Origin of the sequence: Streptomyces sp. NPDC003038 (genome assembly GCF_040611115.1) — a bacterium.
Taxonomy (GTDB): Bacteria; Actinomycetota; Actinomycetes; order Streptomycetales; family Streptomycetaceae; genus Streptomyces.
Genome location: NZ_JBEXNN010000001.1, coordinates 1 through 22,809, shown reverse-complemented (window position 1 = coordinate 22,809; position 22,809 = coordinate 1). Strand labels below are relative to the sequence as shown.

Annotated in this window: 22 protein-coding genes and 1 pseudogene; 13 read left to right on the top strand and 10 right to left on the bottom strand. The window is 74.4% G+C overall.

The window, feature by feature from the left end:
* Nucleotides 1-2: 2 nt before the first annotated feature.
* From ABZX75_RS00115 to ABZX75_RS00105, 3 genes are all read right to left on the bottom strand, one after another.
* On the bottom strand, nucleotides 3-1,925 hold the full coding sequence (locus ABZX75_RS00115) for a hypothetical protein (RefSeq protein WP_355406984.1): 1,923 nt from the start codon (nucleotides 1,923-1,925) through the stop codon (nucleotides 3-5).
* An 80-nt stretch (nucleotides 1,926-2,005) separates the two neighbouring features.
* Entirely contained in the window at nucleotides 2,006-2,800 is a 795-nt protein-coding gene (locus ABZX75_RS00110) for a tyrosine-protein phosphatase (RefSeq protein WP_355406117.1), read from the bottom strand.
* A 47-nt stretch (nucleotides 2,801-2,847) separates the two neighbouring features.
* Entirely contained in the window at nucleotides 2,848-3,435 is a 588-nt protein-coding gene (locus ABZX75_RS00105) for a rhomboid-like protein (RefSeq protein WP_355406116.1), read from the bottom strand.
* A gap of 66 nt (nucleotides 3,436-3,501) precedes the next feature.
* Here ABZX75_RS00105 and ABZX75_RS00100 point away from each other — a divergent pair, with 66 nt between their 5' ends.
* Complete coding sequence (locus ABZX75_RS00100) at nucleotides 3,502-4,356, top strand: hypothetical protein (RefSeq protein WP_355406114.1); 855 nt, start codon at nucleotides 3,502-3,504, stop codon at nucleotides 4,354-4,356.
* Between the two features lie 80 nt (nucleotides 4,357-4,436).
* Complete coding sequence (locus tag ABZX75_RS00095) at nucleotides 4,437-5,879, top strand: PepSY domain-containing protein (protein ID WP_355406112.1); 1,443 nt, start codon at nucleotides 4,437-4,439, stop codon at nucleotides 5,877-5,879.
* A 61-nt stretch (nucleotides 5,880-5,940) separates the two neighbouring features.
* Here the strand turns inward: ABZX75_RS00095 and ABZX75_RS00090 are convergent, their stop codons facing one another.
* Nucleotides 5,941-6,549 carry a winged helix-turn-helix domain-containing protein gene (locus tag ABZX75_RS00090; RefSeq protein WP_355406110.1) on the bottom strand — a complete coding sequence of 203 codons (609 nt, stop codon included), beginning with the start codon at nucleotides 6,547-6,549 and terminating at the stop codon, nucleotides 5,941-5,943.
* Nucleotides 6,550-7,031: 482 nt separating this feature from the next.
* Nucleotides 7,032-8,051, bottom strand: coding sequence for a glutamine synthetase (gene glnII / locus ABZX75_RS00085; protein WP_355406108.1), 1,020 nt, complete (start codon nucleotides 8,049-8,051; stop codon nucleotides 7,032-7,034).
* A gap of 302 nt (nucleotides 8,052-8,353) precedes the next feature.
* Between glnII and ABZX75_RS00080 the strand changes: the two genes are divergently transcribed.
* Nucleotides 8,354-9,223, top strand: coding sequence for a Gfo/Idh/MocA family oxidoreductase (locus ABZX75_RS00080; RefSeq protein ID WP_355406982.1), 870 nt, complete (start codon nucleotides 8,354-8,356; stop codon nucleotides 9,221-9,223).
* 102 nt (nucleotides 9,224-9,325) lie between these two features.
* On the opposite strand, the gene ABZX75_RS00075 is transcribed toward ABZX75_RS00080, so the two are convergent.
* Together ABZX75_RS00075 and ABZX75_RS00070 are read right to left on the bottom strand one after the other, a co-directional pair.
* On the bottom strand, nucleotides 9,326-10,714 hold the full coding sequence (locus ABZX75_RS00075; RefSeq protein WP_355406106.1) for a PLP-dependent aminotransferase family protein: 1,389 nt from the start codon (nucleotides 10,712-10,714) through the stop codon (nucleotides 9,326-9,328).
* A complete protein-coding gene (locus ABZX75_RS00070; RefSeq protein ID WP_355406104.1) occupies nucleotides 10,711-11,190 on the bottom strand; it encodes a MarR family transcriptional regulator in 480 nt (159 codons plus the stop codon). The genes ABZX75_RS00075 and ABZX75_RS00070 overlap by 4 nt, the downstream gene beginning before the upstream one ends.
* Before the next feature lie 65 nt (nucleotides 11,191-11,255).
* Here ABZX75_RS00070 and ABZX75_RS00065 point away from each other — a divergent pair.
* Nucleotides 11,256-12,035 (top strand): annotated as a pseudogene (locus ABZX75_RS00065) (alpha/beta hydrolase); the annotation flags it as partial.
* Nucleotides 12,036-12,127: 92 nt separating this feature from the next.
* Here the strand turns inward: ABZX75_RS00065 and ABZX75_RS00060 are convergent.
* On the bottom strand, nucleotides 12,128-12,505 hold the full coding sequence (locus ABZX75_RS00060) for an ArsC/Spx/MgsR family protein (RefSeq protein ID WP_355406102.1): 378 nt from the start codon (nucleotides 12,503-12,505) through the stop codon (nucleotides 12,128-12,130).
* Nucleotides 12,506-12,612: 107 nt separating this feature from the next.
* Between ABZX75_RS00060 and ABZX75_RS00055 the strand changes: the two genes are divergently transcribed.
* Nucleotides 12,613-12,867, top strand: coding sequence for a hypothetical protein (locus ABZX75_RS00055; RefSeq protein WP_355406100.1), 255 nt, complete (start codon nucleotides 12,613-12,615; stop codon nucleotides 12,865-12,867).
* A gap of 162 nt (nucleotides 12,868-13,029) precedes the next feature.
* On the opposite strand, the gene ABZX75_RS00050 is transcribed toward ABZX75_RS00055, so the two are convergent.
* The gene (locus tag ABZX75_RS00050; RefSeq protein ID WP_355406098.1) at nucleotides 13,030-14,133 is read right to left on the bottom strand and encodes a PP2C family protein-serine/threonine phosphatase; all 1,104 of its coding nucleotides are present in this window, start codon (nucleotides 14,131-14,133) and stop codon (nucleotides 13,030-13,032) included.
* 191 nt (nucleotides 14,134-14,324) lie between these two features.
* On the opposite strand from ABZX75_RS00050, the gene ABZX75_RS00045 reads away from it, so the two are divergent.
* From ABZX75_RS00045 to ABZX75_RS00035, 3 genes are all read left to right on the top strand, one after another.
* Nucleotides 14,325-14,990: a VIT family protein gene (locus tag ABZX75_RS00045; protein ID WP_355406980.1), complete on the top strand. Its 666-nt coding sequence runs from the start codon at nucleotides 14,325-14,327 to the stop codon at nucleotides 14,988-14,990.
* 240 nt (nucleotides 14,991-15,230) lie between these two features.
* Nucleotides 15,231-16,130 carry a TIGR01777 family oxidoreductase gene (locus ABZX75_RS00040; protein WP_355406096.1) on the top strand — a complete coding sequence of 300 codons (900 nt, stop codon included), beginning with the start codon at nucleotides 15,231-15,233 and terminating at the stop codon, nucleotides 16,128-16,130.
* A 183-nt stretch (nucleotides 16,131-16,313) separates the two neighbouring features.
* A complete protein-coding gene (locus ABZX75_RS00035) occupies nucleotides 16,314-17,585 on the top strand; it encodes an FAD-dependent oxidoreductase (RefSeq protein ID WP_355406094.1) in 1,272 nt (423 codons plus the stop codon).
* A 132-nt stretch (nucleotides 17,586-17,717) separates the two neighbouring features.
* Here the strand turns inward: ABZX75_RS00035 and ABZX75_RS00030 are convergent, their stop codons facing one another.
* On the bottom strand, nucleotides 17,718-19,157 hold the full coding sequence (locus tag ABZX75_RS00030; protein ID WP_355406092.1) for a regulator: 1,440 nt from the start codon (nucleotides 19,155-19,157) through the stop codon (nucleotides 17,718-17,720).
* Between the two features lie 173 nt (nucleotides 19,158-19,330).
* Here ABZX75_RS00030 and ABZX75_RS00025 point away from each other — a divergent pair, with 173 nt between their 5' ends.
* The 5 genes from ABZX75_RS00025 (at nucleotide 19,331) to ABZX75_RS00005 (ending at nucleotide 22,733) form a co-directional block, all read left to right on the top strand.
* Nucleotides 19,331-19,672 carry a hypothetical protein gene (locus ABZX75_RS00025; RefSeq protein WP_355406090.1) on the top strand — a complete coding sequence of 114 codons (342 nt, stop codon included), beginning with the start codon at nucleotides 19,331-19,333 and terminating at the stop codon, nucleotides 19,670-19,672.
* A gap of 43 nt (nucleotides 19,673-19,715) precedes the next feature.
* The gene (lipB, locus tag ABZX75_RS00020; RefSeq protein ID WP_355406088.1) at nucleotides 19,716-20,531 is read left to right on the top strand and encodes a lipoyl(octanoyl) transferase LipB; all 816 of its coding nucleotides are present in this window, start codon (nucleotides 19,716-19,718) and stop codon (nucleotides 20,529-20,531) included.
* Nucleotides 20,532-20,640: 109 nt separating this feature from the next.
* Nucleotides 20,641-21,588 (top strand): lipoyl synthase, encoded by a 948-nt coding sequence (gene lipA / locus ABZX75_RS00015; protein WP_355406086.1) that lies wholly within the window; start codon nucleotides 20,641-20,643, stop codon nucleotides 21,586-21,588.
* Nucleotides 21,589-21,826: 238 nt separating this feature from the next.
* Nucleotides 21,827-22,024 (top strand): hypothetical protein, encoded by a 198-nt coding sequence (locus tag ABZX75_RS00010; protein WP_355406978.1) that lies wholly within the window; start codon nucleotides 21,827-21,829, stop codon nucleotides 22,022-22,024.
* 10 nt (nucleotides 22,025-22,034) lie between these two features.
* The gene (locus tag ABZX75_RS00005) at nucleotides 22,035-22,733 is read left to right on the top strand and encodes a DUF4191 domain-containing protein (RefSeq protein WP_355406084.1); all 699 of its coding nucleotides are present in this window, start codon (nucleotides 22,035-22,037) and stop codon (nucleotides 22,731-22,733) included.
* Nucleotides 22,734-22,809: the final 76 nt, after the last annotated feature.

Below are 22,809 nucleotides of genomic sequence, written 5' to 3'. Positions count from 1 at the left end.
GGCTAGCGCAGAACCCCCGCCTTCGTGCCGTCCGTCAGCTTGCCCGACAGGTCGACCTGCGCGCCGGCCGGGGCCTTGACCGCCAGCCGGTTGCCGTTCGCGGAACCGCTCACCCCGCCGCCCGAGACCGACAGCGAGGCGAACTGCGCACTGCCCGCCGCCAGGACGTACCACTGGCCCCCGCGCGACTTCCACAGCACGCCCGCCAGCACCCGCGGCTCCCGCGGCCCGCACGCCGCCGACCCCTCCGACTTGGCGGCCTGCGCCGCCAACGGGGCACCCGGGGCCAGGAACTGCGCCTGCACCCGGTCCGCCGTGCCCTGCCAGGTCTCGGCCCGCGTGCACAGCCAGGTCGCCGTGCCGTCGCCCTCGGGCAGCGGCTGCTTCGCGTACGTCCAGGCGTTGACCGTGCGCACCCCGTGCGAGCGGACCGAGGGCAGCAGGCAGGCGGTCTTCGACCAGTCGCCGAGCTCCGCCGTCTCCGTCACGTCGCGCTCGGCGCCCGGCGCGCCCGAGGTCAGACGGGCCGGGGTCAGTTCGCCGAGGTCGGTGATCAGGCGGGTGGCGCCGTCACCGGTGAGGGCCAGGGCGTTCCAGCTGGTGCAGTTGCCCGCCGGGGCGGGGCTCGCCACCGGCGGGGTGACCCCGTCCGGGCCCGTCTTCAGCGGTACGGCGGCGTCGCCGGGCTTGAGCAGGTCCCGCAGGGCCGCGCCGGTGACCCAGGGCGCGGTGAGGTAGCGGACGTTGCCGTCGACCCGGCTGAGCACCAGAGCGGTCGCGGTGTCCGCCGAAGCGCCGTCGGTCCGGGCGAAGTCGAGGGCGGCGCCGGTGGTCCCGGCGCGCGGTTCGGCGTAGCGGACCACGCGCAGGCCGTCGTACAGCAGTACCACGACGGCCTGGTCGACGGCGCCCGCGAACAGCAGCTGCGGCGGGCCCATCGGCGGTCCGGCGGGGGTGCCGGGGGTGGCCGAGACGACCACGGAGGAGCCGGGGCGCGCCCAGACGGCCAGCGCCCGGCGCAGGAGTGCGGCGTCGTCGGCCCGGTCGCCGCGGGCGGGCCAGGAGGAGAAGTCCGTACGGGAGGACGTACGCCAGACCGTGGGCGCGGCGCGCAGCAGCTTCGCGGGGTCGAGGGCCTGTTCGGCCGCGGCGTTGCGGGAGTACGGCGGCGCGGCGGCGCCGTCCGCGCCCCAGCCGCCGCCCGGCAGCGCGAGCAGCGCCCCGCAGACGGCGAGGGCGGCGCCGGCGGCGAGGGCGGCCCGCGCGAAGCGGCGCCGGCGCAGCAGGTCGGTGGGCCGGGCCTGGAGCACGCACGGGTCGAACTCGGGGGAGGCGAAGAGGGTGTCGTTCGCCGGGTCCCCCGACTCCGCGACCGCGGCGGCGGGATCCGCGACCCCGGCCTCGGTGAGTACGCGGAGCACCTCGGGTTCGGGCAGCCGCTCCAGGGCCCGCAGCACACATGCGGCGCGGCCGGGCCCGTCGAGGGTGGCCAGCCACTGGTCGAGCGCCAGCTCCTCGGCCCCGCCGGAGCGCGGGAACAGCCGCAGCCCCCACACCTGGGGGAGCGCCGGCGGCAGCTGCGCACGCCGGGGCAGGGCGCGGAAGGTCAGCGGGATCCCGGCCTCCAGGGCGGCGCGCAGCACCCGCAGCCGGACGTACGCGTAACCGGCTCCGGAGCCCGGCCCGCGCTGGCCCGGGACCCCGCCCCGCACGGAGGCGGCGGCATCCCGGCGCCCGCGCGGCAGTGCCCGCTGAACGAGCGAATGGGCGGTGAGCACACGGCGGTTGCGGCCGAGGGCGGGCGGCAGCACCAGGTAGGCGAGCCGCACCAGCCGCGGGTAGTGCTCGACGATGGCGGCCTCGGCCTGCTCGACATCGGGAGACAGGGGGCGGTTGGCGGTATCCGGCGCAGTCACGTTCAGCAGAACGAGCGAATGGTCGGATGGTCACCCGCCCGCAGTCCACACGTTCGGGTCAAAAAGCCGTGCGGGGGCCGTCGCCGCGGTCAGGCCACCAGGCGGGTGCGCAGCGCCGCGACCGTCTCGTCGTCGACGCCGAGGCCCTCGCGCACGTACTTCTCCATGGAGCCGTAGCGGGTCTCGACCTCGCCCAGCGCGGCCTCCAGGTACGACGGGAAGACGCCGATCAGCGCGAGTGCGATGTCCGGGTCGCCGCCGGCCGCCGTGAAGCCCTCGATGAGCGGGGCGAAGGCCTGCTTGACCGCCGGGTTGACGGAGAGGTACTCGGCCATGAGCGTCTCGTCGTCCGCGCCGAGCAGCGCCAGGACGATGGTCGCGCCCCAGCCCGTACGGTCCTTGCCGGCCGTGCAGTGGAAGAGCAGGGGGCCGGCCTCGGGGTCGGCGAGCGCGGTGAGCAGGGTCCGGTACGCGGCCTGGGCGGAACCGGAGTTGACGAAGGCCCGGTAGGTGTCGGCGAACAGTGCCTGCGCCTTGCCGCCGCCCAGGTGCTCCTCGGCGACCACCGGGTCGGACAGCAGGTCCTTGAGCTGGACGGCGGCGGGCTTCTCGGCGGAGTTCAGCTTGTCCGCGAGGACGTCGCCGACCAGGGTCCGGACGTCGGCCGGAAGCCGGTTGGGGTGGTCGGCGCGCTCGGCGTCGGTGCGGAAGTCGATGACGGTACGAAGACCCAGCGCGGCCACGACCGGATCGGCGTCGAGGTCGAGCCGGTCGAGCTGGCCCGAGCGCAGGACCAGGCCGGGACGGACGGTGCGGCCGCCGGAGAGGGGGGTGCCGCCGAGGTCGCGGAGGTTGGCGACGGTGGTGGAGGGGGTGGCGGACATCGTGGTGGCTCCCGTGGTGTGCGAGTTACTCGTGTCATTCGGCGGCGTCATGCAATTTTCTGCCGGTTCGTCCCGGAAAGGCAATCGGCGGCCAGCGAGACCGCGATGCCGATGCCCAGCGCCGCCAGATGCCCGGCGTCGGTGAAGGTGCGTGCGCGCATGGCCACCGGGGCCGCCGCCAGGGCCAGCAGGCCCACCCGGGCGGCCGTGCGGACCGGCCCGCGGGGCAGCGCCGAGGTCAGCGCGCCGAGCACGGCGTTGAATCCGTAGCTGGTCCCCACGTCCAGGGCCCGGCGGGTCAGCGGATCCGCCGTCCCGCGCAGGGCGCCGTAGACCAGGAGCGTCGCCGTGGCGTGGCCGAGGAGGAACACGCCCGCCGCCCACCAGGCCCCGTACGCGTACTCGGCGTATCCCAGGACCGCGACCAGCAGCAGCGCGTAGGGCAGGGGCATGGGCTCCTCGACGACGAAGGCGCTGCTCAGCAGCGTCTCCCAGCGCCCGGCGGCGAGATTGTCGACATTCGTCGAGCAGCCCAGCAGCACCTGCTCCCGCTCTGGCGCGCCCATCCGCTCCAGGACGTACGCCCCGAGCTGGACTCCGCCGGCGTACACCGCTCCCAGTGGCAATGGCTTCACTCGCACATGATCGGGTACGGCCCCGGGGCGGGCATCACCGGGCCCCGTGGGAGCATGGCTCCCGCCATGTCCGACAACCCCGCGCCGATGCGCGCCGCACGGGCCGCGACGTTCGCGGCGGTGTGTGTCGCTTTGGGTGCGATGGGGCATTCCTCCATGTCCGGGACGGATATTCCGTTCGCGGGGCTTCTGGGAGCCTTCGCCGTGACCGGCGCGCTCGCATGGCTCGGCGCCGGGCGGCGCCGGGGCCCGGTCGGGATCACGGTGACCCTGCTCGGCGTGCAAGGCGCGCTGCACCTGGTCTTCTCGGGCAGCCGGGCGGCGCAGTCCGGGCACGCGCCTGCGGCCGGGCACGCGCCGGAGCCGATGCACGGGCACCACCACATGCCGGGCACGGACATGCCGGGCACGGACATGCCGGGCACGGACATGCCGGGCACGGACACGGGCCCGACCGCCGCCGAAGCCCCGGGGGTGCCGGGGCCGGCGGACATGGCGGGTGCGGCGGACCGGGTCGAGCTGGCCGATCTGACTGACCTGCCCGATCTGCCCGGCATGGCAGAGCTGGCCGACCTGGCCGGCATGGCCGGGCACGGCGGCGCCGGGATGATCATCGCGCACGTGCTCGCCGCACTGTTCTGCGCCGCCTGGCTGGCATGGGGCGAGGCCTCCGTCTTCCGGCTGGCCGGGGTCCTGGGATCCGCGGCGCTGCTGGCCGCCCGGCCGCTCTCCCGCGCGCTCGCCCTGGTACGGGCGCGGGTGGCCGTCGCGGTGCCGCCGGCCGTGTCCGTGAAGCGCCCCCCGCGCGGACGGCCGCGCCGCCTGCGCGGTGCCGTACCCGCCCATGCCGTGGTGCGCCGCGGTCCGCCTGCTCCGCGCGTTCTCCGAGCCACGGCCCCCGGCCGTCCTGCCCCCGCCTGAGTCGCGAACGCGAGAGGCGCGAGGTGAGAGGCGAGACCCGGGGCCGATCCCCCATGTCTTCGCCAACACCTAGGATCCGCATGTCTCTTGACGAGGTTCCGGACGTCCGCACCGCGGACGCCGACATACCCACGACCCGCAGCGGGAGCCTGGCCGCCCTGCGGCCACTGCTCCTGCGCCTGCACTTCTACGCGGGCCTGCTGATCGCCCCGCTGCTGTTCGCCGCCGCCGCCACCGGGCTGCTGTACGCCGCCTCGTGGCAGGCCGAGGCGATCGTCTACGCCGACGAACTGACCGTCGCCCGGGCCAACGGCAGCCCGCTGCCGCTCAGTGCCCAGGTCGAGGCGGCGAAGGGCGCCGCGCCCCGGGGCGAGGTCGTGTCCGTGTGGCCCGCGCCCGACGCGGAGGCCACCACCCGTGTGATCATGGAGAGCCCGGGGCTGGCCGAGGGTGAGACCCTCACCGTGTTCGTCGACCCGTATACGGCCGACGTGCGCGGGCAGCTCGCCACCGTCGGCGACGCGCTGCCGCTGCGGGCCTGGCTGAGCGAGTTCCACTCCAGCCTCCAGCTCGGCGAGTTCGGCCGCCACTACAGCGAACTCGCCGCGAGCTGGCTGTGGGTGGTCGCGCTGGGCGGGCTCGCCCTCTGGATCGGCCGCCGCCGTACGCGGAAGTCGCGGCTCGTCCTCCCGGACCGCAAGGCCACCGGCCGGCGCCGGACCCTGTCCTGGCACGGGGCCGTCGGACTCTGGGCCGTGGCCGGACTCGTCGCCCTGTCAGCCACCGGCCTGACCTGGTCGCGGTACGCGGGCGAGAACATCGGGCAGCTCCAGGACCGCCTCGGCGGGGCCACGCCCTCCGTCTCCGCGTCGGTGAACGACGGCGCCGCCGGGGGCGGGGCCGGGGAGCACGCCGGGCACCTCATGCCCGAGGGTATGGAGATGCCGCCCCCGGCGCCCGTCGCGCCCAGCGCCGACATCGGCATCGACCGGGCCGTCGCCGCCGCCCGGGCGGCCGGCGTCACCGAGCACCTCCAGGTGACGCTCCCGGCCGAGGGCAAGGGGTACGTGGTCAAGGAGAAGGACAAGCAGGTCCCCGTGCACCTGGACGCCGTCGCCGTCGATCCCGCCGACGGCCGGGTCATGGACGAACTGCGCTTTGCCGACTACCCGTTGCTCGCCCAGCTCACGCGCTTCGGCATCGACCTGCACATGGGGCAGACCTTCGGGCTCGCCAACCAGCTCGCGCTGGCCGCGCTCGCCGTCGCGGTGATGTTCCTCGTGGTCTGGGGCTACCGGATGTGGTGGCTGCGCCGTCCCACCAAGGAGCGGAAGCTGTCCGTCGGCCGCGTGCGGCCGCGCGGCGCCTGGCGGAAGCTGCCGGTGACGGTGCTGCTGCCGATGGCCGCGGTGACCGCCGTGGCCGGCTGGTTCCTGCCGATGCTCGGGATCAGCCTGCTCGTGTTCCTCGTGGTCGACGCGCTGCTCGGCCTGGTGGCCCGCCGCCGCACCGAGGCGGCGTAGCCCGGGTGGGCCCGTACTCCCGGAGCGGGAGTACGGGCCCACGCGCGGGCCGGCGAACCGGTCAGGGCGCGTACTTGTAGCCCACCCGGCGCACGGTCTGGATCGCGCCGCGGTGGGCGGCGCCCAGCTTGCGGCGCAGGCGGGCGATGTGGACGTCCACGGTCCGGCCGTCTCCGACGTGCCCGTAGCCCCACACGGTGCTCACCAGCTGGTCCCGGCTGTGCACCCGGTACGGGTGCGCCACCAGGTGGGCCAGCAGCTCGAACTCCAGGTAGGTGAGGTCGAGTACCTCTCCGTCGACCTCGGCGGTGCGCCGCGCCGCGTCGATGCGGACCAGGGCGTCACCAGGGGCGGCCGGGTCCCCGGCCGCCCGCGGGGCGGGGAGGGCCGGGGCGGGGACGGCCTGCGGTGCGGCGGCGACCGGCGGCTGCTGGTCGGCCGGTACGAGGAGCAGGTAGCCGACCATCGGCGGCCGGCCCGGCAGCGCCGGAAGGGTGTGCGCGGGAGCGGGCAGCCAGGTGGCGCCGGGCGGGAGGAGGTCCACCACGCGGGCCACCTCGTCCCGGTCCACGGCTCGGAGCCGGTGGCGCGGACCGGACGGGAAGGACGGAGGGACGGTCGAGGCGGTCGCGGCGGAGGCGGCAGAGGTCAGGGGACGGGTGTGGGCCATGAGTGGTCAGCTCTTTCACGCGAAGTGGTCGGCAGGAGACGTACGTACGTCGTCGTACCGCGCGGACCGAAGGCCTCGGGGAAGGTCCGGTGGGAGATCCAGGAGGCTTTAGAGGGCCGGCGCGTTCTTCGCGCGGCAACACACCCGGTCGAAATCGTGATCCTGACGGGACGGCCAGAACGGCTCGAGGTCGCTGCGACCGGTCGAGGTGTGCGGAAGGCTGGCCATGCGGTCATTCAAGCAGATGTCCTCCGCCCGGGGGCAGACCGCGTCTCATCTGATGGATCCGCATCTCATAGTCCGGCCCAGGTGCCCCCCATCCGTCCCGAACGGACCCAACGGCCGGGGCGTCCGCCCCTGTTTCCGGCGCGCGGGACCGCCGCGAGGCAACGACAACGCCCGCCGTGCCTCAAGGGCGCGGCGGGCGTCGGGTCAGGCGGGTGGGCCCCCTGGGGTGGGTGGGCCCGTCGGCGGCGCGGGTCTCAGACCAGGCCGTCCTTCTCCAGGCCCGCGCAGCAGGTGTCCGTGATGAGGCGGGTCACCACGTAGGGGTCCACGTTCGCGTTCGGGCGGCGGTCCTCGATGTAGCCCTTGCCGTCCTTCTCCACCTGCCACGGGATGCGGACCGACGCGCCGCGGTCCGAGACGCCGTAGCTGAACTCGTTCCAGGGGGCCGTCTCGTGCAGACCCGTCAGGCGCTCGTCGATGCCGGCGCCGTAGTTCTTCACGTGGTCCAGCGGCTTCGAGCCCTCGCCCAGCGCCTCGCACGCGGAGATGATCGCGCGGTAGTCCTCGCGCATCGCCTTCGTGGAGAAGTTGGTGTGCGCGCCCGCGCCGTTCCAGTCGCCCTTCACCGGCTTCGGGTTCAGCGTCGCCGATACGTTGAAGTCCTCGGCGGTGCGGTAGAGCAGCCAGCGCGCGATCCACAGCTGGTCGGAGACCTCCAGCGGCCCGACGGGGCCGACCTGGAACTCCCACTGGCCGGGCATGACCTCGGCGTTGATGCCGGAGATGCTCAGGCCCGCCGCGAGGCAGTGGTCCAGGTGCTTCTCGACGATCTCGCGGCCGAAGATCTCGTCCGCGCCGACACCGCAGTAGTAGCCGCCCTGGGCGGCCGGGAAGCCGTTCACCGGGAAGCCGAGCGGGCGGGTGCCGTCGAAGAAGGTGTACTCCTGCTCGATGCCGAAGATCGGCTCCTGCGCGGCGAACTTCTCGGCGACCGGACGCAGCAGTGCGCGGGTGTTCGACTCGTGCGGGGTCATGTCGATGTTCATGACCTCGCACAGCACGAGGAGGTTGTCGCCGCCGCGGATCGGGTCGGGGCACGAGAAGACCGGCTGCAGCACGCGGTCGGAGGCGTGGCCCTCGGCCTGGTTGGTGCTCGATCCGTCGAAGCCCCAGATGGGCAGCGCGTCCCCGTCCGCCAGGATCCTGGTCTTGGAGCGAAGCTTCGCCGTCGGCTCGGTGCCGTCGATCCAGATGTACTCAGCCTTGTAGCTCACGGGCCCCATCCTCAGACTCTGCGGGTGCTGCTGGTCGCTGCTGCTCGCTTGGGTGATGACCGCAGCGTGCCTGCCCGCCATTTCTCTTCCGTTGCCCGTGTGTGAACCCCGTGTTACCGAGGTGTGCGCCGCAGGCCGGGTGGGTGGTGCGGGTTGGTGGCAGCGCCCCCGTCCCGGTGGGGCAGACTGGGCCGGTGAGCATTTCATCCGATGTGAATCCCGCCGGCCCGACCCCTGCCGCAGGTGCCGCGGAGAGCGCCGTCGGCCGGGTACCCGCAGGTCCCCGCCCCCGGGTGGGGCTGATGGGCACGGGCCCCTGGGCCCACCGCACCCATGCTCCCGCCCTCGCCGCGCACTCCGGCTCCGACTTCGCCGGAGTGTGGGGCCGCCGGCCCGAAGCCGCGGCCGAGCTGGCGGACACGTACGGCGTAAAGGTGTACGAAGACCCCGACGCGCTCTTCGCCGACTGTGACGCCGTGGCCTTCGCCCTGCCGCCGGACGTACAGGCTCCGCTCGCCGTGCGCGCGGCCGCCGCCGGCTGCCACCTGCTGCTCGACAAACCCGTCGCGACGACCGTCGAGGACGCGCGGGCCCTCGCCGACGCGGTGGCGCGGCACCAGGTCGCCTCCGTCGTCTTCCTCACGCTCCGCTTCGCCGAGCCCACCGCCGGCTGGGTCGCGGAACAGGCCGGACGCCCGGGCTGGTTCACCGCGGCCGCCCACTGGCTCGGCGCCGTCTTCCCGCCCGACGGCGCACCCAGCCCGTACGGCGATTCGCCCTGGCGCAAGGCCAAGGGCGGGCTGTGGGACGTCGGCCCGCACGCCCTGTCCGTCCTGATCCCGATCCTCGGCGACGTCACCTCCGTCAGCGCCACCCGCGGCCCCGCCGACGTGGTCCAGCTGGCGCTGCGCCACGCCTCCGGCGCGGCCAGCACCGCCGTGCTCAGCCTGGGCGCCCCGCAGGCGGCCGCCGGAGTCGGACTGGAGCTGCGCGGCGCCGAGGGCGTCTTCGCACTGCCCGGCTGGAGCGACGTGCCCGGTGCCTACGGGCGCGCCCTCGACGCGCTGCTCACCGCGGCCCGGACGGGGGCGGCGGACCCGCGCGGGGCGGAGTTCGGGGCCCGGCTGACGGAGATCCTGGCGCAGGCGCAGGCGCAGCTCCCGGCGGAGTGAGCGGAGTGAGGCGCCGCGCTCATCGGCCGCTCGTTGCGCCGTACAGCCTTACACCCCGCCGAGGGCGAGCTGCGGGCGCAGTGCGCGCTGGGGACGGCCGCCCTACGGGCCCACCCGGCGGACCACCTCCACCAACGCCTCCAAAGCCCGTGTGAACGCCGCGTCCGGCGGGGCCGCGTACCCGACCACCAGCCCCTCGTGCGGCGGGTCCGGGTCGGCGGGGTGCTGGTAGCCCGAGAGGCCGTCCAACGCGAGGCCCGCGGCGTGGGCGGCGGCCAGGGCGGGGGCCTCCGTACCCGGCGGGAGCTCCACCACGGCGTGGAGCCCGGCGGAGATGCCGGTCAGCCGGACCTGCGGGGCGCGCGCCGCCAGTACGGAGACCAGCTGGTCGCGGCGGTCCCGGTAGCGCCTGCGCATCCGGCGGACATGGCGGTCGTAGGCACCGCACTCGATGAAGTCGGCCAGTGCCAGCTGGTCCAGCGCGCTCGCCCAGGACTCCCGCAGGCCTTTCGCCTCCAGGACCGGGCCGATCAGGTGGTCCGGCAGGACCATCCAGCCGAGGCGGATCGCGGGGGAGAGGCTCTTGCTGAGCGAGCCCGCGTACACGACGTGCTCGGGCGCCAGGCCCTGCACGGCGCCGACCGGCTTGCGGTCGTAGCGGAACTCCCCGTCGTAGTCGTCTTCCACGATCACGCCGCCCGTCGTACGGGCCCACTCCACGGCGGCGGCGCGCCGCCCCGGCAGCAGCCGGCCGCCGGTCGGGAACTGGTGAGCCGGTGTGAGCATCAACGTCCGGGTCGGCGAGGGGAGTTCCCCGGTCCGGGCACCGTCCTCGTCGACGGCGACGGCGTGCGGGCGGACCCCGGCCGCTTCGAGGATGGCGTGGTGGAAGGGGAGCCCGTACGCCTCGACGGCCCAGTCCCGCGGCCGTACGGAGGCCAGGAGCCGCAGGCCGTTGGCGAAGCCGGAGCAGATCACGATGTTCTCCGGGCCCGTACGCACGCCCCGCGCCCGGGACAAGTACGCGGCCAGCGCCCGTCGCAGCTCCGGGCGGCCCCGCGGATCGCCGGGCCCGAAGGCCTCGGTGGGCGCCTCGGACAGGGCGCGCCGGGTACTGGCGGCCCACGGGCCGCGCGGGAAGGAGGCGGGGTCCGGCTTGCCCTGGAGCAGGTCGTGGCGGGGCCCCTTGGGGGCGGGCCCGGCCGCGGCGGCCCGCACGGCCGCGGTCGCCGCCCCCTCGGCGACCCGCGTCCCGGACCCTTGCCGGGCGGTGAACCAGCCCTCGGCGACCAGCTCGGCGTACGCGTCGGCGACGGCGTTTCGGGCCAGCCCCAGGTCGGCGGCCAAGGCCCGGTAGGGCGGCAGCCGGGTCCCGCCGGCGAGCCGACCGCTGCGCACGGCACCCCGCAGGGCTTGCGCGAGCGCGGTCCGCCGGGCGCCCTCGGCGGGGAGGTCCAGGTGCAGGTCGGAGCCCGAGCCGGGGGTGGTCATGGGCGCGGCTCCGGTGCGAGGACGGCGTGGGTGGCCGTCAGGAAGCGGCGGACGGTGTCCCGTTCGGCGGGGTCGAAGGCGTCCACCACCCGGAGCACCCCGTCGATCAGCGGCCCGAAGAACTCCCGGCCCAGGCGGATCGCCTCCGGCGCCACGCGCAGCAGGATCCGGCGCCGGTCGCGGTCGTCGCGGAAGCGTGCCACGTGGCCGAGCCGCTCCAGCCGGTCGATCACGGCGGTGGTGCCCGCCGAGTTGAGGCCGAGCCGGGCACCGAGCAGGCCCGCCGTGGCCGGCTCGTCCGCGCGGGCCGCGTCCAGCAGGCAGATCAGGGCCCGTACGTCGGTGGGGTGCATGCCGTTGCCGGCGGCGAACTCCGCCTGGCGCAGGCCGAACTCGACGGTCACCGCCCGCAGCAGGTGCACCAGTTCCAGGTTCTCGGGCTCTTCCGGATTGTGGGATTCCTGCTTGTCGTCCACATCGCCTCCCGCCTAATGTCTCTCGCTGAGCGAGATTATCGCCTAGCGAGGCATTGGAGTCGGCCATGTTCCGGACGTCTTCCTTCCGTACCGCCTACGACGAGGTGCTCGGCTGGTGGCCCCGGCCCGTCGAGTCCGTCGACCTGCCCACCCCGTACGGGATCACCCGCGTCAACAGCTGCGGCCCGGCCGGCGCCCCGCCGCTGGTGCTGCTGCCCGGTGGCGGGTCCACCTCCACCGTGTGGGGTGCCTGCGCCGCCGCCGGGGCGGCCGGCGGCCATCGGGTGCACGCCGTGGACCTGGTGGGGGACCCCGGGCTCAGTGTCCCGGCGCCCGGGCGGGCGATCCGGAACACCGGGGACCTGGTCGGCTGGCTCGACGCGGTCCTCGACGGGCTCGGCCCGCACGGGCCGGTGGCCCTCGGCGGGCACTCTTACGGGGCGTGGATCGCCGCCAACTACGCCGCCCACCACGCCGCCCGCCACGCCTCCCGGAGGCCCGCCCGGCTCGACCGCCTCGTGCTGCTCGATCCGACCCAGGTCTTCGCCGGGCTGCGCCCCGGCTACGTACTGCGCGCACTGCCCATGCTGGTGCGTCCGACCCCCGAGCGGATCCGCTCCTTCCTCGCCTGGGAGACCCGCGGGGCCGCGCTCGATCCGGCCTGGCTGCGACTGCAGGAGGAGACCGCCGGCTTTCCCGCCGTCCGGCCGGTCACTGGGCCGCGCCCGGCCCTGGCCGCACTGGGGGAGCTGATGGGCGCGCGGATCGACGTGCTGTTCGCCGAGCACGCCCGCTGTCACGACGCCGGCCGCGCGTTCCGGGCCGCGCGCGAGGCGCTGCCGGGCGCGCGCGTCGACGTACTGCCCGGTGTCTCGCACCACGCGCTGCCGCTGACGGCGCCGAGGAGATCGCCCGCCGGCTCGCCGCGGTGGCCTGATCAGGCCGGGCCCTTGCGGGACAGCGCCTCGCGGACGGCCTCCTCGGAGCGGGCCACTACGGCCGTGCCGTCCTCGGCGGTGATGATGGGGCGCTGGATCAGCTTCGGATGCGCGGCCAGGTGGGCGATCCAGCGTCCCCGCGCCGCGTCGGTCTCCTCGCGCGGCAGGGCTCCTACGCCGGTCTCCTTGGCCCGGGGGTCCGACGTCCGCGTGATGTCCCACGGCTCCAGACCGAGGCGGCCGAGCACCTCGCGGATCTCGTCCTCGGAGGGGACGTCCTCCAGGTAGCGGCGCACCGTGTACTCGGCGCCCTCCGCGTCCAGCAGGGCCAGCGCGCCGCGGCACTTGGAACAGGCGGGATTGATCCAGATCTCCATGGCGCCAAGCCTATCCAGAGGGTGTCTGGCCAGGGCCTTCTGTCAGTGGTCGCCGGTAAAATCGAGGGAGAACGACAGGACGCCAACTACCGTTTGGGAGGCTGTAGATGGCCACTGCCACCACCATCCAGCACGTCAAGAAGAAGCCGCTGCCGGCGGGCCTGCCCCGCGAGTGGTACGAGAGCCACAACCGCCGCCTCAAGGCGATGCGGCTGGCGATATCCCTGCTCGACTCGGGCACCTATGACGCTCAGCGCGCCACCAACCGGAAGATCCGGACGATGGCCGTCCGGACGGGGATCCACCGGCCGTCCAATGTCACCTGCAAGATGGTGCGCGCCTTCATCCGTGACTGCGGCTGAGTCGTAACGGTCCGGTCCGCCATCGCGTCCACCGGACCAGCGGGACCAGGGGACCAGCCGGACCAGCGGGACCTCGGGAAGCTGGCGCGGCAGCGGCTTCCCGAGGGCCTCGGACGCTGCGGCGCTGCGGGGATGAGGGGAGGCGGCGATGAGGGGAGGCGGTCATGCCCGCGTGCGCCTCTCACCCGAGGCGCCGTCCAGGGAGAGAAGCAGCAGCGCCACGTCGTCGCGCAGACCACCGTCGGTGAAGGCCACCAGGTCCCGCCACACCGCCTGGACCAGGCCGTCCGGGTCCCGCGCGAGCACCGGCACGCGGGCGGCCAGGGGATAGAAGTGGCCCGTCGCGTCCCGGGCCTCCGTCACGCCGTCGGTGTGCAGCAGCAGCCGGTCCCCGGGCCGCACCGGCAGCTCGGCCACCGCCGGCGGGGCCGGCCCGGCGAGTCCCAGGCCGAGCGGCGGACCCGGCTCCACGGCCACCTCGTCGACGGCGGCCCCGCGCAGCCGCAGGGCGGGCGGGTGCCCGCACGACACCACCCGTACGACGTCCAGGCCGGGCGGGAACTCCAGCAGCACCGCCGTCGCGAACAGCTCCGGATGGTCGACCGGGCCCGCCGCCGAGTCCGCCAGCAGCCGCCGGTCCAGCCGCGCGGCCACCGCCGCCAGCTCCGCGTCGTCCAGCACGGCCTCCCGGAAGGCCCCGAGCAGCGCCGCCACCGTGGCCACCGCGTCCAGGCCGTGGCCCTGCACGTCCCCGACCAGCGCGCGCACCCCGTACGGCCCCGCCCGTACGTCGTACAGGTCGCCGCCGACCAGGGTGCCGCGCTGCGCAGCCCGGTACAGAAGGGAGCAGCCCACCGGACCCACCCGCCCCGGCACCGGCGGCAGCACGGCCAGCTGGGCCGCCTCCGCCACCGTCCGTACGCTGACCAGCTGCGCGTCCCGGCGCCGGCGGACCCAGGCGATCACCACGCTCAGCACCCCGATGGCGGCCACCGTGGCCACGTCCGAGCCGCGGGCCTGCGTGATGCCGAGCTCCGGCACCCCCACCAGTACCAGCACCAGCGCCGCGAAGAACGCGGTACCGGCCGCCCCGTACGCGAAGGCGGCCACCGGCGGCAGACCCGCGAGGAAGAACCCCAGCTCGACGCCCGGCGTGGCCCGCTGCGCGAGCACGAGCACCACCAGGGCCACCGCGGGCGCGATCCGGGCCCAGCGCGGCGGGGGTTCCCCGCGCAGCCGGCCCGGTTCCCCGCGTCCGCGTCTCACCCCTCCACCCTGGTACCGGGACGGGGCGCGCGCACCCCGGGCCGCACCCCGGATCCTCCCCACGGGTGGCCGGGCGGGGCCGGGGCCGCGACAGTGGTGCCGTGACGGACGACGAAGCGGAGATACCGACGCGGGCGCACCTGGAGGCCCACGGCGGTCGCGGCGCCGCGGGCGGACCGCAGAGCGCGCAGATCAGTACGCGGCTCAACTGGCTGCGCGCGGGTGTCCTCGGTGCCAATGACGGGATCATCTCCACCGCCGGCCTGGTGGTAGGCGTGGCCGGTGCGACCACCTCCCGCCCGGCCATCCTGGCGGCGGGCGTCGCCGGTCTGCTGGCGGGCGCGCTGTCGATGGCCGCGGGGGAGTACGTCTCCGTCAGCTCCCAGCGGGACTCCGAACGGGCCGCGCTGGACCTGGAACGCCGGGAACTGGCGGAGGAGCCGGAGGCGGAGCTCGACGAACTCACCACCCTCCTCAGGTCCCGGGGCCTGAGCCGCGAACTGGCTCGGGCGGCCGCCGAAGAGCTGACGGAGCGGGACGCGCTGCGCGCTCACGCCCGGGTCGAGCTGGGCATCAATCCGGACGAGCTGGCCAACCCCTGGCACGCGGCCTTCGCCAGCCTCCTCGCCTTCACGGTGGGCGCGCTGCTCCCGCTGCTGGCGATCACCCTCCCCGGGCCCTCCGCCCGCGTCCCGGTCACCGCGGCGGCGGTCCTGGCCGCCCTCACCCTGTGCGGCGTGATCAGCGCCCGCCTGGGCGGGGCCCCGGTCCCCCGGGCGGTCCTGCGCAATGTGGTGGGCGGAGCCCTGGCCATGTCGGTCACCTACGCGGTGGGCACCTGGCTCGGCACGTCCTGACCCCCGCCCGGCCCGCTCGGCCCGCCTCCCCGCCCCTCGCCCGTCGGCCACCCGCGCCCGCCTGCCATCCCTCGCCCACCTGCCGGCCCCGGCCCGCCGCGCAGTGCGCCCGCCCTGCCCGCAGGGATCCGGCGCGCGGTCGTCGTTCGGCCCGCCGCGCAGTGCGCCCGCCCTGCCCGCAGGGATCCGGCGCGCGGTCGTCGTTCGGCCCGCCGCGAGGCGACCCGGCAGGATGGGGGCATGCGTATCGCGGTCACCGGTTCTTCCGGCCTCATCGGCAAAGCCCTCGTACGGTCCCTGCGCGCGGACGGGCACGACGTGGTGCGGTTCGTGCGCCGGGCGGCCGCCGCCCCGGACGAGGCCCGGTGGGATCCCGCGCGCGGTCACGTCGATCCGGCCGGGCTGGCCGGCTGCGGGGCCGTCGTGCACCTGGCCGGGGCCGGGGTCGGGGAGCGCCGGTGGACCGCCGCGTACAAGAAGGAGATCCGCGACAGCCGGGTTCTCGGGACGGCGGCCGTCGCCCAGGCCCTCGCCGGGATGGAACAGCCGCCCGCCGTCCTGGTCAGCGGCTCCGCCATCGGCTACTACGGCGATACCGGCGACCGGGCCGTCGATGAGGACGCCCCGGCCGGGCAGGGCTTCCTGCCCTCGGTCTGCGTGGAGTGGGAGGCGGCCGCAGCGCCCGCCCGCGCGGCCGGCATCCGTACGGCATTCGCCCGTACCGGCCTGGTCGTCGCCCGCGAGGGCGGCGCCTGGGGGCGGCTGTTCCCCGTCTTCCGCGCGGGCGTCGGCGGCCGGCTCGGCAACGGCCGCCAGTACTGGTCGCACATCTCCCTCCGGGACGAGATCGCGGCCCTGCGCCACATCATCGACACCCCCGCCCTCCACGGCCCCGTCAACCTCACCGCCCCCGAGCCGCTGACCAACCGCCAGGTCACGGCGGCCATGGGCCGGGTGCTGCGCCGGCCCGTGGTGCTGCCCGTACCGGCCCTGGCCCTTCGCATCGCGCTCGGGGAGTTCGCCGAGGACGTGCTGGGCAGTCAGCGGGCCCGGCCGGCCCGGCTGCTGGAGTCGGGCTTCGTCTTCCGCGATCCGGGCATCGAGCAGGCGATCCGCGCCGCCCTCGACGGGGACCACTAAGAGGCCTCGCCGCGGAGCGCATCGGTGGGGGCGTGGTGCGACCACCGTGCGACCGTTCGTGACCCGAATGCGACCGCCGTGCGACCGGACTTGACCGTAATCGCGGCGCGAAGTCGGGTTCCGGCGAAGCAGGTTGGGGGAAGGAGGAGCAGACACAGCCGCGCCGACCTCGGGGAGGGGCACGTGCTCAGCAGCGCACACCACGCCGCACACCATGCGGACATCGTCATCGTAGGAGCCGGAGTCTCAGGACTCGCGGCCGCGCACCACCTGATCGCAGCGGGGGTCACCGTCACCGTCCTGGAAGCCGCCGACGACCCCGGCGGCCGGATGGCCACCGAGTCGGCCGACGGGTTCCGGCTGGACCGGACCGGCCAGTTGCTCAACACCTCGTACACGGAACTGGCCCGCACGCCGGGCCTGGAGGCCCTGACCCTGCGCCCCTTCGCGCCCGGGGTCCTGGTCCACACCGACGGCAAACAGCTCCGCGCCGGGGCTCTCACCCCGGCCCGCGCCCTGGCCAGCGGCTCCCTCGACCAGGCCCGGCTCAGCGCCGCCCTCGGCCGGCTCGCCGCTCTGCCGGAGGAGCGCCTGCTCGCCCGCCCCGAACGCACCGCGCTCGCCGCCCAGCGCTCCCGCGGCCTGCCGCCGCGCACCCTCAACGGGGTGCTGCGCCCCCTGCTCGCCACCCTGCTCCGCGACCCGGAGCTCACGACGTCCAGCCGTGTGGCCGATCTGGCCCTGCGCGGCTTCGCCCGTGGCCGCCTCGCGGTGCCGCAGGGAGGCGCGGCGGCCCTGCCCGACCTGCTCGCCGCGGGCCTGCCGCCCGGCACGGTGCGTACCGGCGTCCGGGTCCGCTCTGTGGCGACCAACCTCGTCACCACCGAGGAGCACGGCGACTTCGCCTGCCGTTCCGTGGTGCTGGCCACCGGCGCCCGCGCCGCCGCCGAACTGCTGCCCGGTCTACGGGTCCCGGAGTTCCACCAGGTCACCGTCCTGCACCACGCCACCGCCGAGCCCCTGCCGTGGGACGGCTCACTGCTCCTGGACGGCGACCCCGCGTGGCCCGTCTCCCACACCGCCGTGATGAGCGCGGTCGACCCGACGCGGGCCCCGGCCGGGCGGAGCCTGGTCACCACCACCGTGCTCGGCCCGCCGCCACCGCCGCGCACGGTCGCCTCGCGGCTGGCCCGCCTCTACGAGAGCGCCACACGGGACTGGGAGCTCCTGGCCGTCCACCACACCCCGGAGGCCGTCCCGGCCATGCCGCCGCCCTACGATGCGCGGCGCCCGGTGCGGGTTCTGGCCGGGCTGTACGTGTGCGGCGACCATCGGGACACGAACACCGTCCAGGGGGCCCTGCACTCGGCGCGCCGCGCCACCACCGCGGTGCTGCGGGACTTCGGCATCCCGCTCCCGGCCACCCCGGAGTCCGCGCTTCCGGTGGCTGCCTGAGACTCGGTGCCGGTGGTGCCGGTGGTGCCGGTGGTGCCGGTGGTGCCGGTGCCGCCGGCGGGGCAGCAGGCCGGCCCCGCCGGCGGTCGGGGCGCGGGCCCCGGGGCCGGACCCCGGCGGCGACCCGGAGGGTCACGACAAGGCCGCCACCCGGTCCCGGTACGTCCGCACGGCCGCGGCGTCCCGGTACGGCTCCAGCCGTCGCTCGAAGTCCCGTACGTACTCCACCGCGCGCACCGACCGCATCTCCATCGCCTGCTGCGCCGCCTCCGCGCCCAGCGCACAGGCCTGGTCCAGCTCGCCGAGCCCCAGCCGGGCCGAGGCCAGCACCACCCGGCAGAACAGCCGCGACCGCGCGTAGGCGGGCGCCCGCAACTGCAGCGAGCGCTCCGCGTGCTGCGCCGAGGCCCGGAACTGCTGCAGGTCCCGGTGGCAGTGCGCGAACTCGTCCGCCAGTTGCGCCTCGTCGAAGTACCGCGCCCAGGGCGGCACGTCGTCCCCCGGCCGCGCCGCCCCCAGCGAGCGCTCGGCCCGTACCAGCGACGCCGTGGCCGCCCGCACCTCGCCCATCACCGCGTGCCCCCGCGCCTCGGCCGAGTGCAGCAGCGCCTGGACCACCGGAGGCGGGCCGGAGCCGACGCCCTGCTGGGCGACCCGGGCCAGCTGCACCGCCTCCCGGCCGTGGCCGAGGTAGACCGCCTGCCGGCTCATGGTGACCAGCACGTACGAGCCGTACGGCCGGTCGCCGGCCGCCTGCGCCAGGCGCAGCGCCTGCACGAAGTACCGCTGGGCGAGCCCGTGCGCGGCGATGTCGTACGAGGTCCAGCCCGCGAGCCGGGTCAGGTCGGCGGCGGCGGAGAACAACCGCCGCCCGGTGGTCTCCCCGTAGGTGCCGCGCAGCATCGGCTCGGCCTCGTGCTCCAGGTAGCGCACCAGCGCCTGCCGGGCGTGGCCGCCGCCGTAGGCGTGGTCCAGGGTGCGGAACAGCTCGCTCACCGATCTCAGCGCCGCGATGTCACCGGCCGTCACCCGCTGCCCGGGCCCCCGGTCGATCTGCCGCTGCCGGGGCACCGAGGTCCGGCCCTGCGACGGGACGCGGGCCTGGGCCAGGTCCGTGCCCCGGCCCACCCGCTCGTCGGCCCGCCCGATCAGCCAGTCCCGGCTGGGCACGACCAGACCGGCCGGGGTGAAGGCGATCTTCCGCAGCTCGGCGTGCGACCCGGAGTCCTTGCGCCACAGCCCGCTCGCGATGTCCACGGCCTCCTCCGGGGTGGCCGCGAACTCCAGCCCGGCGTACACGGGCGCGCACGCGTCCAGACCCAGATCCTGCGCCGACAACCGCCGCCCGAGCCGTCTGGTGAAGACCTCCGCGATCAGCGCCGGCGTGGTCCCGCGGGGCTGCTGCCCGCGCAGCCACCGGGTCACCGAGGTCTTGTCGTACCGCAGATCGAGACCGTGCTCCAGGCCGAGCTGGTCGACGCGGCGGGCGAGCCCGGCGTTGGAGAACCCGGCTTCCGCGATCAGTGCCGCGAGCTGCCGGTTGGGGACGCGCTGGGCAGGTCGTTCCGTCATCGGCTCCACGGTCTCCTGACGTGACGGACCGGAGTCCCGGCCCTGTGAACGGCGTGAATGTAGCGGCGAACTTCGCCCGGACCGCCCGCTCTGTCCCACATTCATCCGATCGTGTGCAGAACGGGTAGGGCCCTTTACGGATCGCCCCCCTCCGCCCGCGTACGCTGCGGCCCATGACCCGCCGGCCACCCGCGACACACCTCCCCCACGCGTACACAGAATCCACAGCTCCGTTGCCGGCGCCCGAACTGACCGAGGCGGAGTGCAGGCGCTGCGGCACCTACATCGCGGGGCTGGACGGGCGGTACGCGTGCGGGGTCTGCGGCTGGGTCAACGACCACTCGGAGGGGCACCGGCGGCTGCCCCGGGCGGACGAGGACCCGGACCGCCCGGCCAAGAAAAGGCGCAGGCCGAAGCAGCTTCCCGGGCCCGTGCCGCAGGCCGCGCCGGAGGCTGCGGCGGAGCCGGGACGGGGCACTGAAGACGCCCGCGCGGGCAGCCGTACCCTTGGCTGAGTGCGATACGTGCACACGGCAGGTTCAACGAGGAGGCGCTGCGGTGGCTGAGCTTGGGTTTGTGCGTCTGGGCTTCGGACCGGAATCCGTCGAGTACACCCGGGCCTGGGAAGAGCAGCGCCGGGTGCACGCCGCCCGCTTCGCCGACGAGATCGAGGACACCTGCCTCCTGCTGGAGCACCTGCCGGTCTACACAGCGGGCCGGCGCACCGACGACAGTGAGCGGCCGCTCGACGGCACGCCGGTCGTCGACGTGGACCGCGGCGGCAAGATCACCTGGCACGGCCCCGGGCAGCTCGTCGGCTACCCGATCATGAAACTGCCCCGCCCGGTGGACGTGGTCGCACACGTTCGCAGGCTGGAGGAGGCGCTGATCCGCACCGCCGCCGACTTCGGCCTGGAGACCACCCGCGTCGAGGGCCGCTCGGGCGTCTGGGTGCTCGGCGACCCCGTCCACGAGCGCCCGCAGACCGGTGGCCTGTCCCTCGACTTCACCGCGTCCCCGCACGGGGGGCGCCCGGACGACGACGAGTTCGACCCCCGCCTGGCCGGCCCCGAGTACGCCCCGTCCAATGCCGGCCAGCGCCGCGAGGACCGCAAGCTCGCCGCCATCGGCATCCGGGTCGCCAAGGGCGTCACGATGCACGGCTTCGCCATCAACGTGAACCCCGACAACACCTGGTTCGACCGGATCGTGCCCTGCGGCATCCGGGACGCCGGTGTGACCTCGCTCTCCTACGAGCTCGGACGCGAGATCACCATCGCGGAGGTGCTGCCGGTCATCGAGCGGCACCTGAAGGACGTGCTGGAGCACGCGGAGCTGCGGCCCCGTGAAGTGGAACCGGCCGTGGGCTCCTGACGACCGGGGAATGGGGCCGAGCCTGCGCAGGTTGGCCGACGTAAGAGCGTATGAAATTACGGGCGTACCCTGGTGGGCGCCGAAGAATCGAAGTCACAGGGAGCCGGTCGTGTCCGCAGTCGCACCCGACGGACGCAAGATGCTGCGCCTGGAGGTCCGGAACAGCCAGACCCCCATCGAGCGCAAGCCCGAGTGGATCAAGACCCGGGCGAAGATGGGTCCCGAGTACACCAAGATGCAGGCCCTGGTGAAGGGCGAAGGACTGCACACGGTGTGCCAGGAAGCCGGCTGTCCGAACATCTACGAATGCTGGGAGGACCGCGAGGCCACCTTCCTCATCGGTGGCGACCAGTGCACCCGGCGCTGTGACTTCTGCCAGATCGACACGGGCAAGCCCGAGGCGCTGGACCGGGACGAGCCCCGCCGTGTCGGCGAGTCCGTGGTCACCATGGACCTGAACTACGCCACCATCACGGGCGTGGCCCGCGACGACCTGCCCGACGGCGGAGCCTGGCTTTACGCCGAGACCGTGCGCCAGATCCACCAGCAGACGGCGGCCCGCGAGAGCGGACACACCAAGGTCGAGCTGCTGGCCCCCGACTTCAACGCCGTCCCGGAGCTGCTGGAGGAGGTCTTCGCCTCCCGCCCCGAGGTCTTCGCGCACAATGTCGAGACCGTGCCGCGGATCTTCAAGCGGATCCGCCCCGGCTTCCGCTACGAGCGCTCGCTGGACGTGATCACCCGCGCCCGCGCGTACGGCCTGGTCACCAAGTCGAACCTGATCCTCGGCATGGGCGAGGAGCGCGAAGAGGTCACGCAGGCCCTGAAGGACCTGCACGAGGCCGGCTGCGAGCTCATCACCATCACCCAGTACCTGCGGCCCTCGCCGCGGCACCACCCCGTCGAGCGCTGGGTGAAACCGGCCGAGTTCGTGGAGCTGGCGAAGGAGGCCGAGGACATCGGCTTCTCCGGTGTGATGTCCGGTCCGCTGGTCCGGTCCTCGTACCGCGCGGGCCGTCTCTACCAGCAGGCGATGGAGAAGCGCGCCACCGTGTGAAGTCCCGCACAAAGTCATACTAGGCAGTAACACGCAGCGACGCGGCCCCTAGGCTCTTTCTTGGAAGAGTCCGGCGGGCCGCGTCAATGTTTTGCCACGTTTGACCGACCGGTCATGCGCTGGTAACACCAATCAGTGACGATGGGTCCACGCTTCGCACACACGCACCGCATGCACCGCATGCACCGCACGCACCGCACACCCTGCCGACGTGAACACCGTGAAAGGGACCGACATCATGCAGGCCGCGCCCGTACGCGCCACCGCCCTTCCGTCCTTCACCGACGCCTTCCGGGGCATCGAGTCCCTGCTCATGAGCGGGGCCCGCCGCAACGCCTGGACGGCGGTACTCGAAGACCGCCGCAGGGCCAAGGACCGGGTCGAAACCGAACACGTACTTGAGGCCGCGGCGACCCGGACCCCGCAGGCCACGTAAACTTCGCCGTATGGCGAGGAAGTCAAACGCAGAGACTGCTGCGAACCCCGGGCGACTGAAGCAGATCGCCCTGACGTACAAGATGACGCGCAAGGCAGACCCGAAGGTCGGTCTGATCGTCGCGGGCGTGGGAATCGTCACCTTCGGTGTGTTTCTCGCGATCGGCTTCCTGATCGGCCACCCGGTCTACCTGGGCATCCTGGGCTTCCTGGTGGCGTTCCTCGCGATGGCGATCGTCTTCGGACGACGGGCCGAGCGGGCTGCCTTCGGGCAGATGGAGGGACAGCCGGGCGCGGCCGCGGCCGTACTCGACAACGTGGGACGGGGCTGGACGACCACCCCGGCCGTCGCGATGACCCGGAACCAGGACATCGTCCACCGGGCCGTGGGCAAGGCCGGCGTCGTGCTGATCGCCGAGGGCAACCCGAACCGCGTGAAGCCCCTGCTCGCGAACGAGAAGAAGAAGCTGGCCCGGATCATGCCGGACGTGCCGGTCCACGACTTCATCGTGGGTACGGGCGAGGGCGAGGTGCCGCTCCAGAAGGTGCGCACCACGCTGCTCAAGCTGCCGCGCGTGCTGGCCGGCCCCCAGATCACCCAGGTCAACGACAAGCTGCGTGCCATGGGCGACCTCATGAGCAACATGCCGCTGCCGAAGGGCCCGATGCCCAAGGGCATGAAGATGCCGCGCGGCGGAAAGATGCGCTGACCCGCTTTTCGTATACGACGACCTGGCCGGCATGGCCGGGCACGGCGGCGCCGGGATGATCATCGCGCACGTGCTC

Bases quoted from the DNA above. Each gene is read 5' to 3' on its own strand.
- ABZX75_RS00110 (WP_355406117.1), bottom strand. From the start codon at position 2,800: ATGTCCGCCACCCCCTCCACCACCGTCGCCAACCTCCGCGACCTCGGC.
- ABZX75_RS00100 (WP_355406114.1), top strand. From the start codon at position 3,502: ATGTCCGACAACCCCGCGCCGATGCGCGCCGCACGGGCCGCGACGTTC.
- ABZX75_RS00095 (WP_355406112.1), top strand. From the start codon at position 4,437: ATGTCTCTTGACGAGGTTCCGGACGTCCGCACCGCGGACGCCGACATA.
- ABZX75_RS00090 (WP_355406110.1), bottom strand. From the start codon at position 6,549: ATGGCCCACACCCGTCCCCTGACCTCTGCCGCCTCCGCCGCGACCGCC.
- ABZX75_RS00080 (WP_355406982.1), top strand. From the start codon at position 8,354: ATGGGCACGGGCCCCTGGGCCCACCGCACCCATGCTCCCGCCCTCGCC.
- ABZX75_RS00075 (WP_355406106.1), bottom strand. From the start codon at position 10,714: ATGACCACCCCCGGCTCGGGCTCCGACCTGCACCTGGACCTCCCCGCC.
- ABZX75_RS00060 (WP_355406102.1), bottom strand. From the start codon at position 12,505: ATGGAGATCTGGATCAATCCCGCCTGTTCCAAGTGCCGCGGCGCGCTG.
- ABZX75_RS00055 (WP_355406100.1), top strand. From the start codon at position 12,613: ATGGCCACTGCCACCACCATCCAGCACGTCAAGAAGAAGCCGCTGCCG.
- ABZX75_RS00040 (WP_355406096.1), top strand. From the start codon at position 15,231: ATGCGTATCGCGGTCACCGGTTCTTCCGGCCTCATCGGCAAAGCCCTC.
- ABZX75_RS00030 (WP_355406092.1), bottom strand. From the start codon at position 19,157: ATGACGGAACGACCTGCCCAGCGCGTCCCCAACCGGCAGCTCGCGGCA.
- ABZX75_RS00025 (WP_355406090.1), top strand. From the start codon at position 19,331: ATGACCCGCCGGCCACCCGCGACACACCTCCCCCACGCGTACACAGAA.
- ABZX75_RS00010 (WP_355406978.1), top strand. From the start codon at position 21,827: ATGCAGGCCGCGCCCGTACGCGCCACCGCCCTTCCGTCCTTCACCGAC.
- ABZX75_RS00005 (WP_355406084.1), top strand. From the start codon at position 22,035: ATGGCGAGGAAGTCAAACGCAGAGACTGCTGCGAACCCCGGGCGACTG.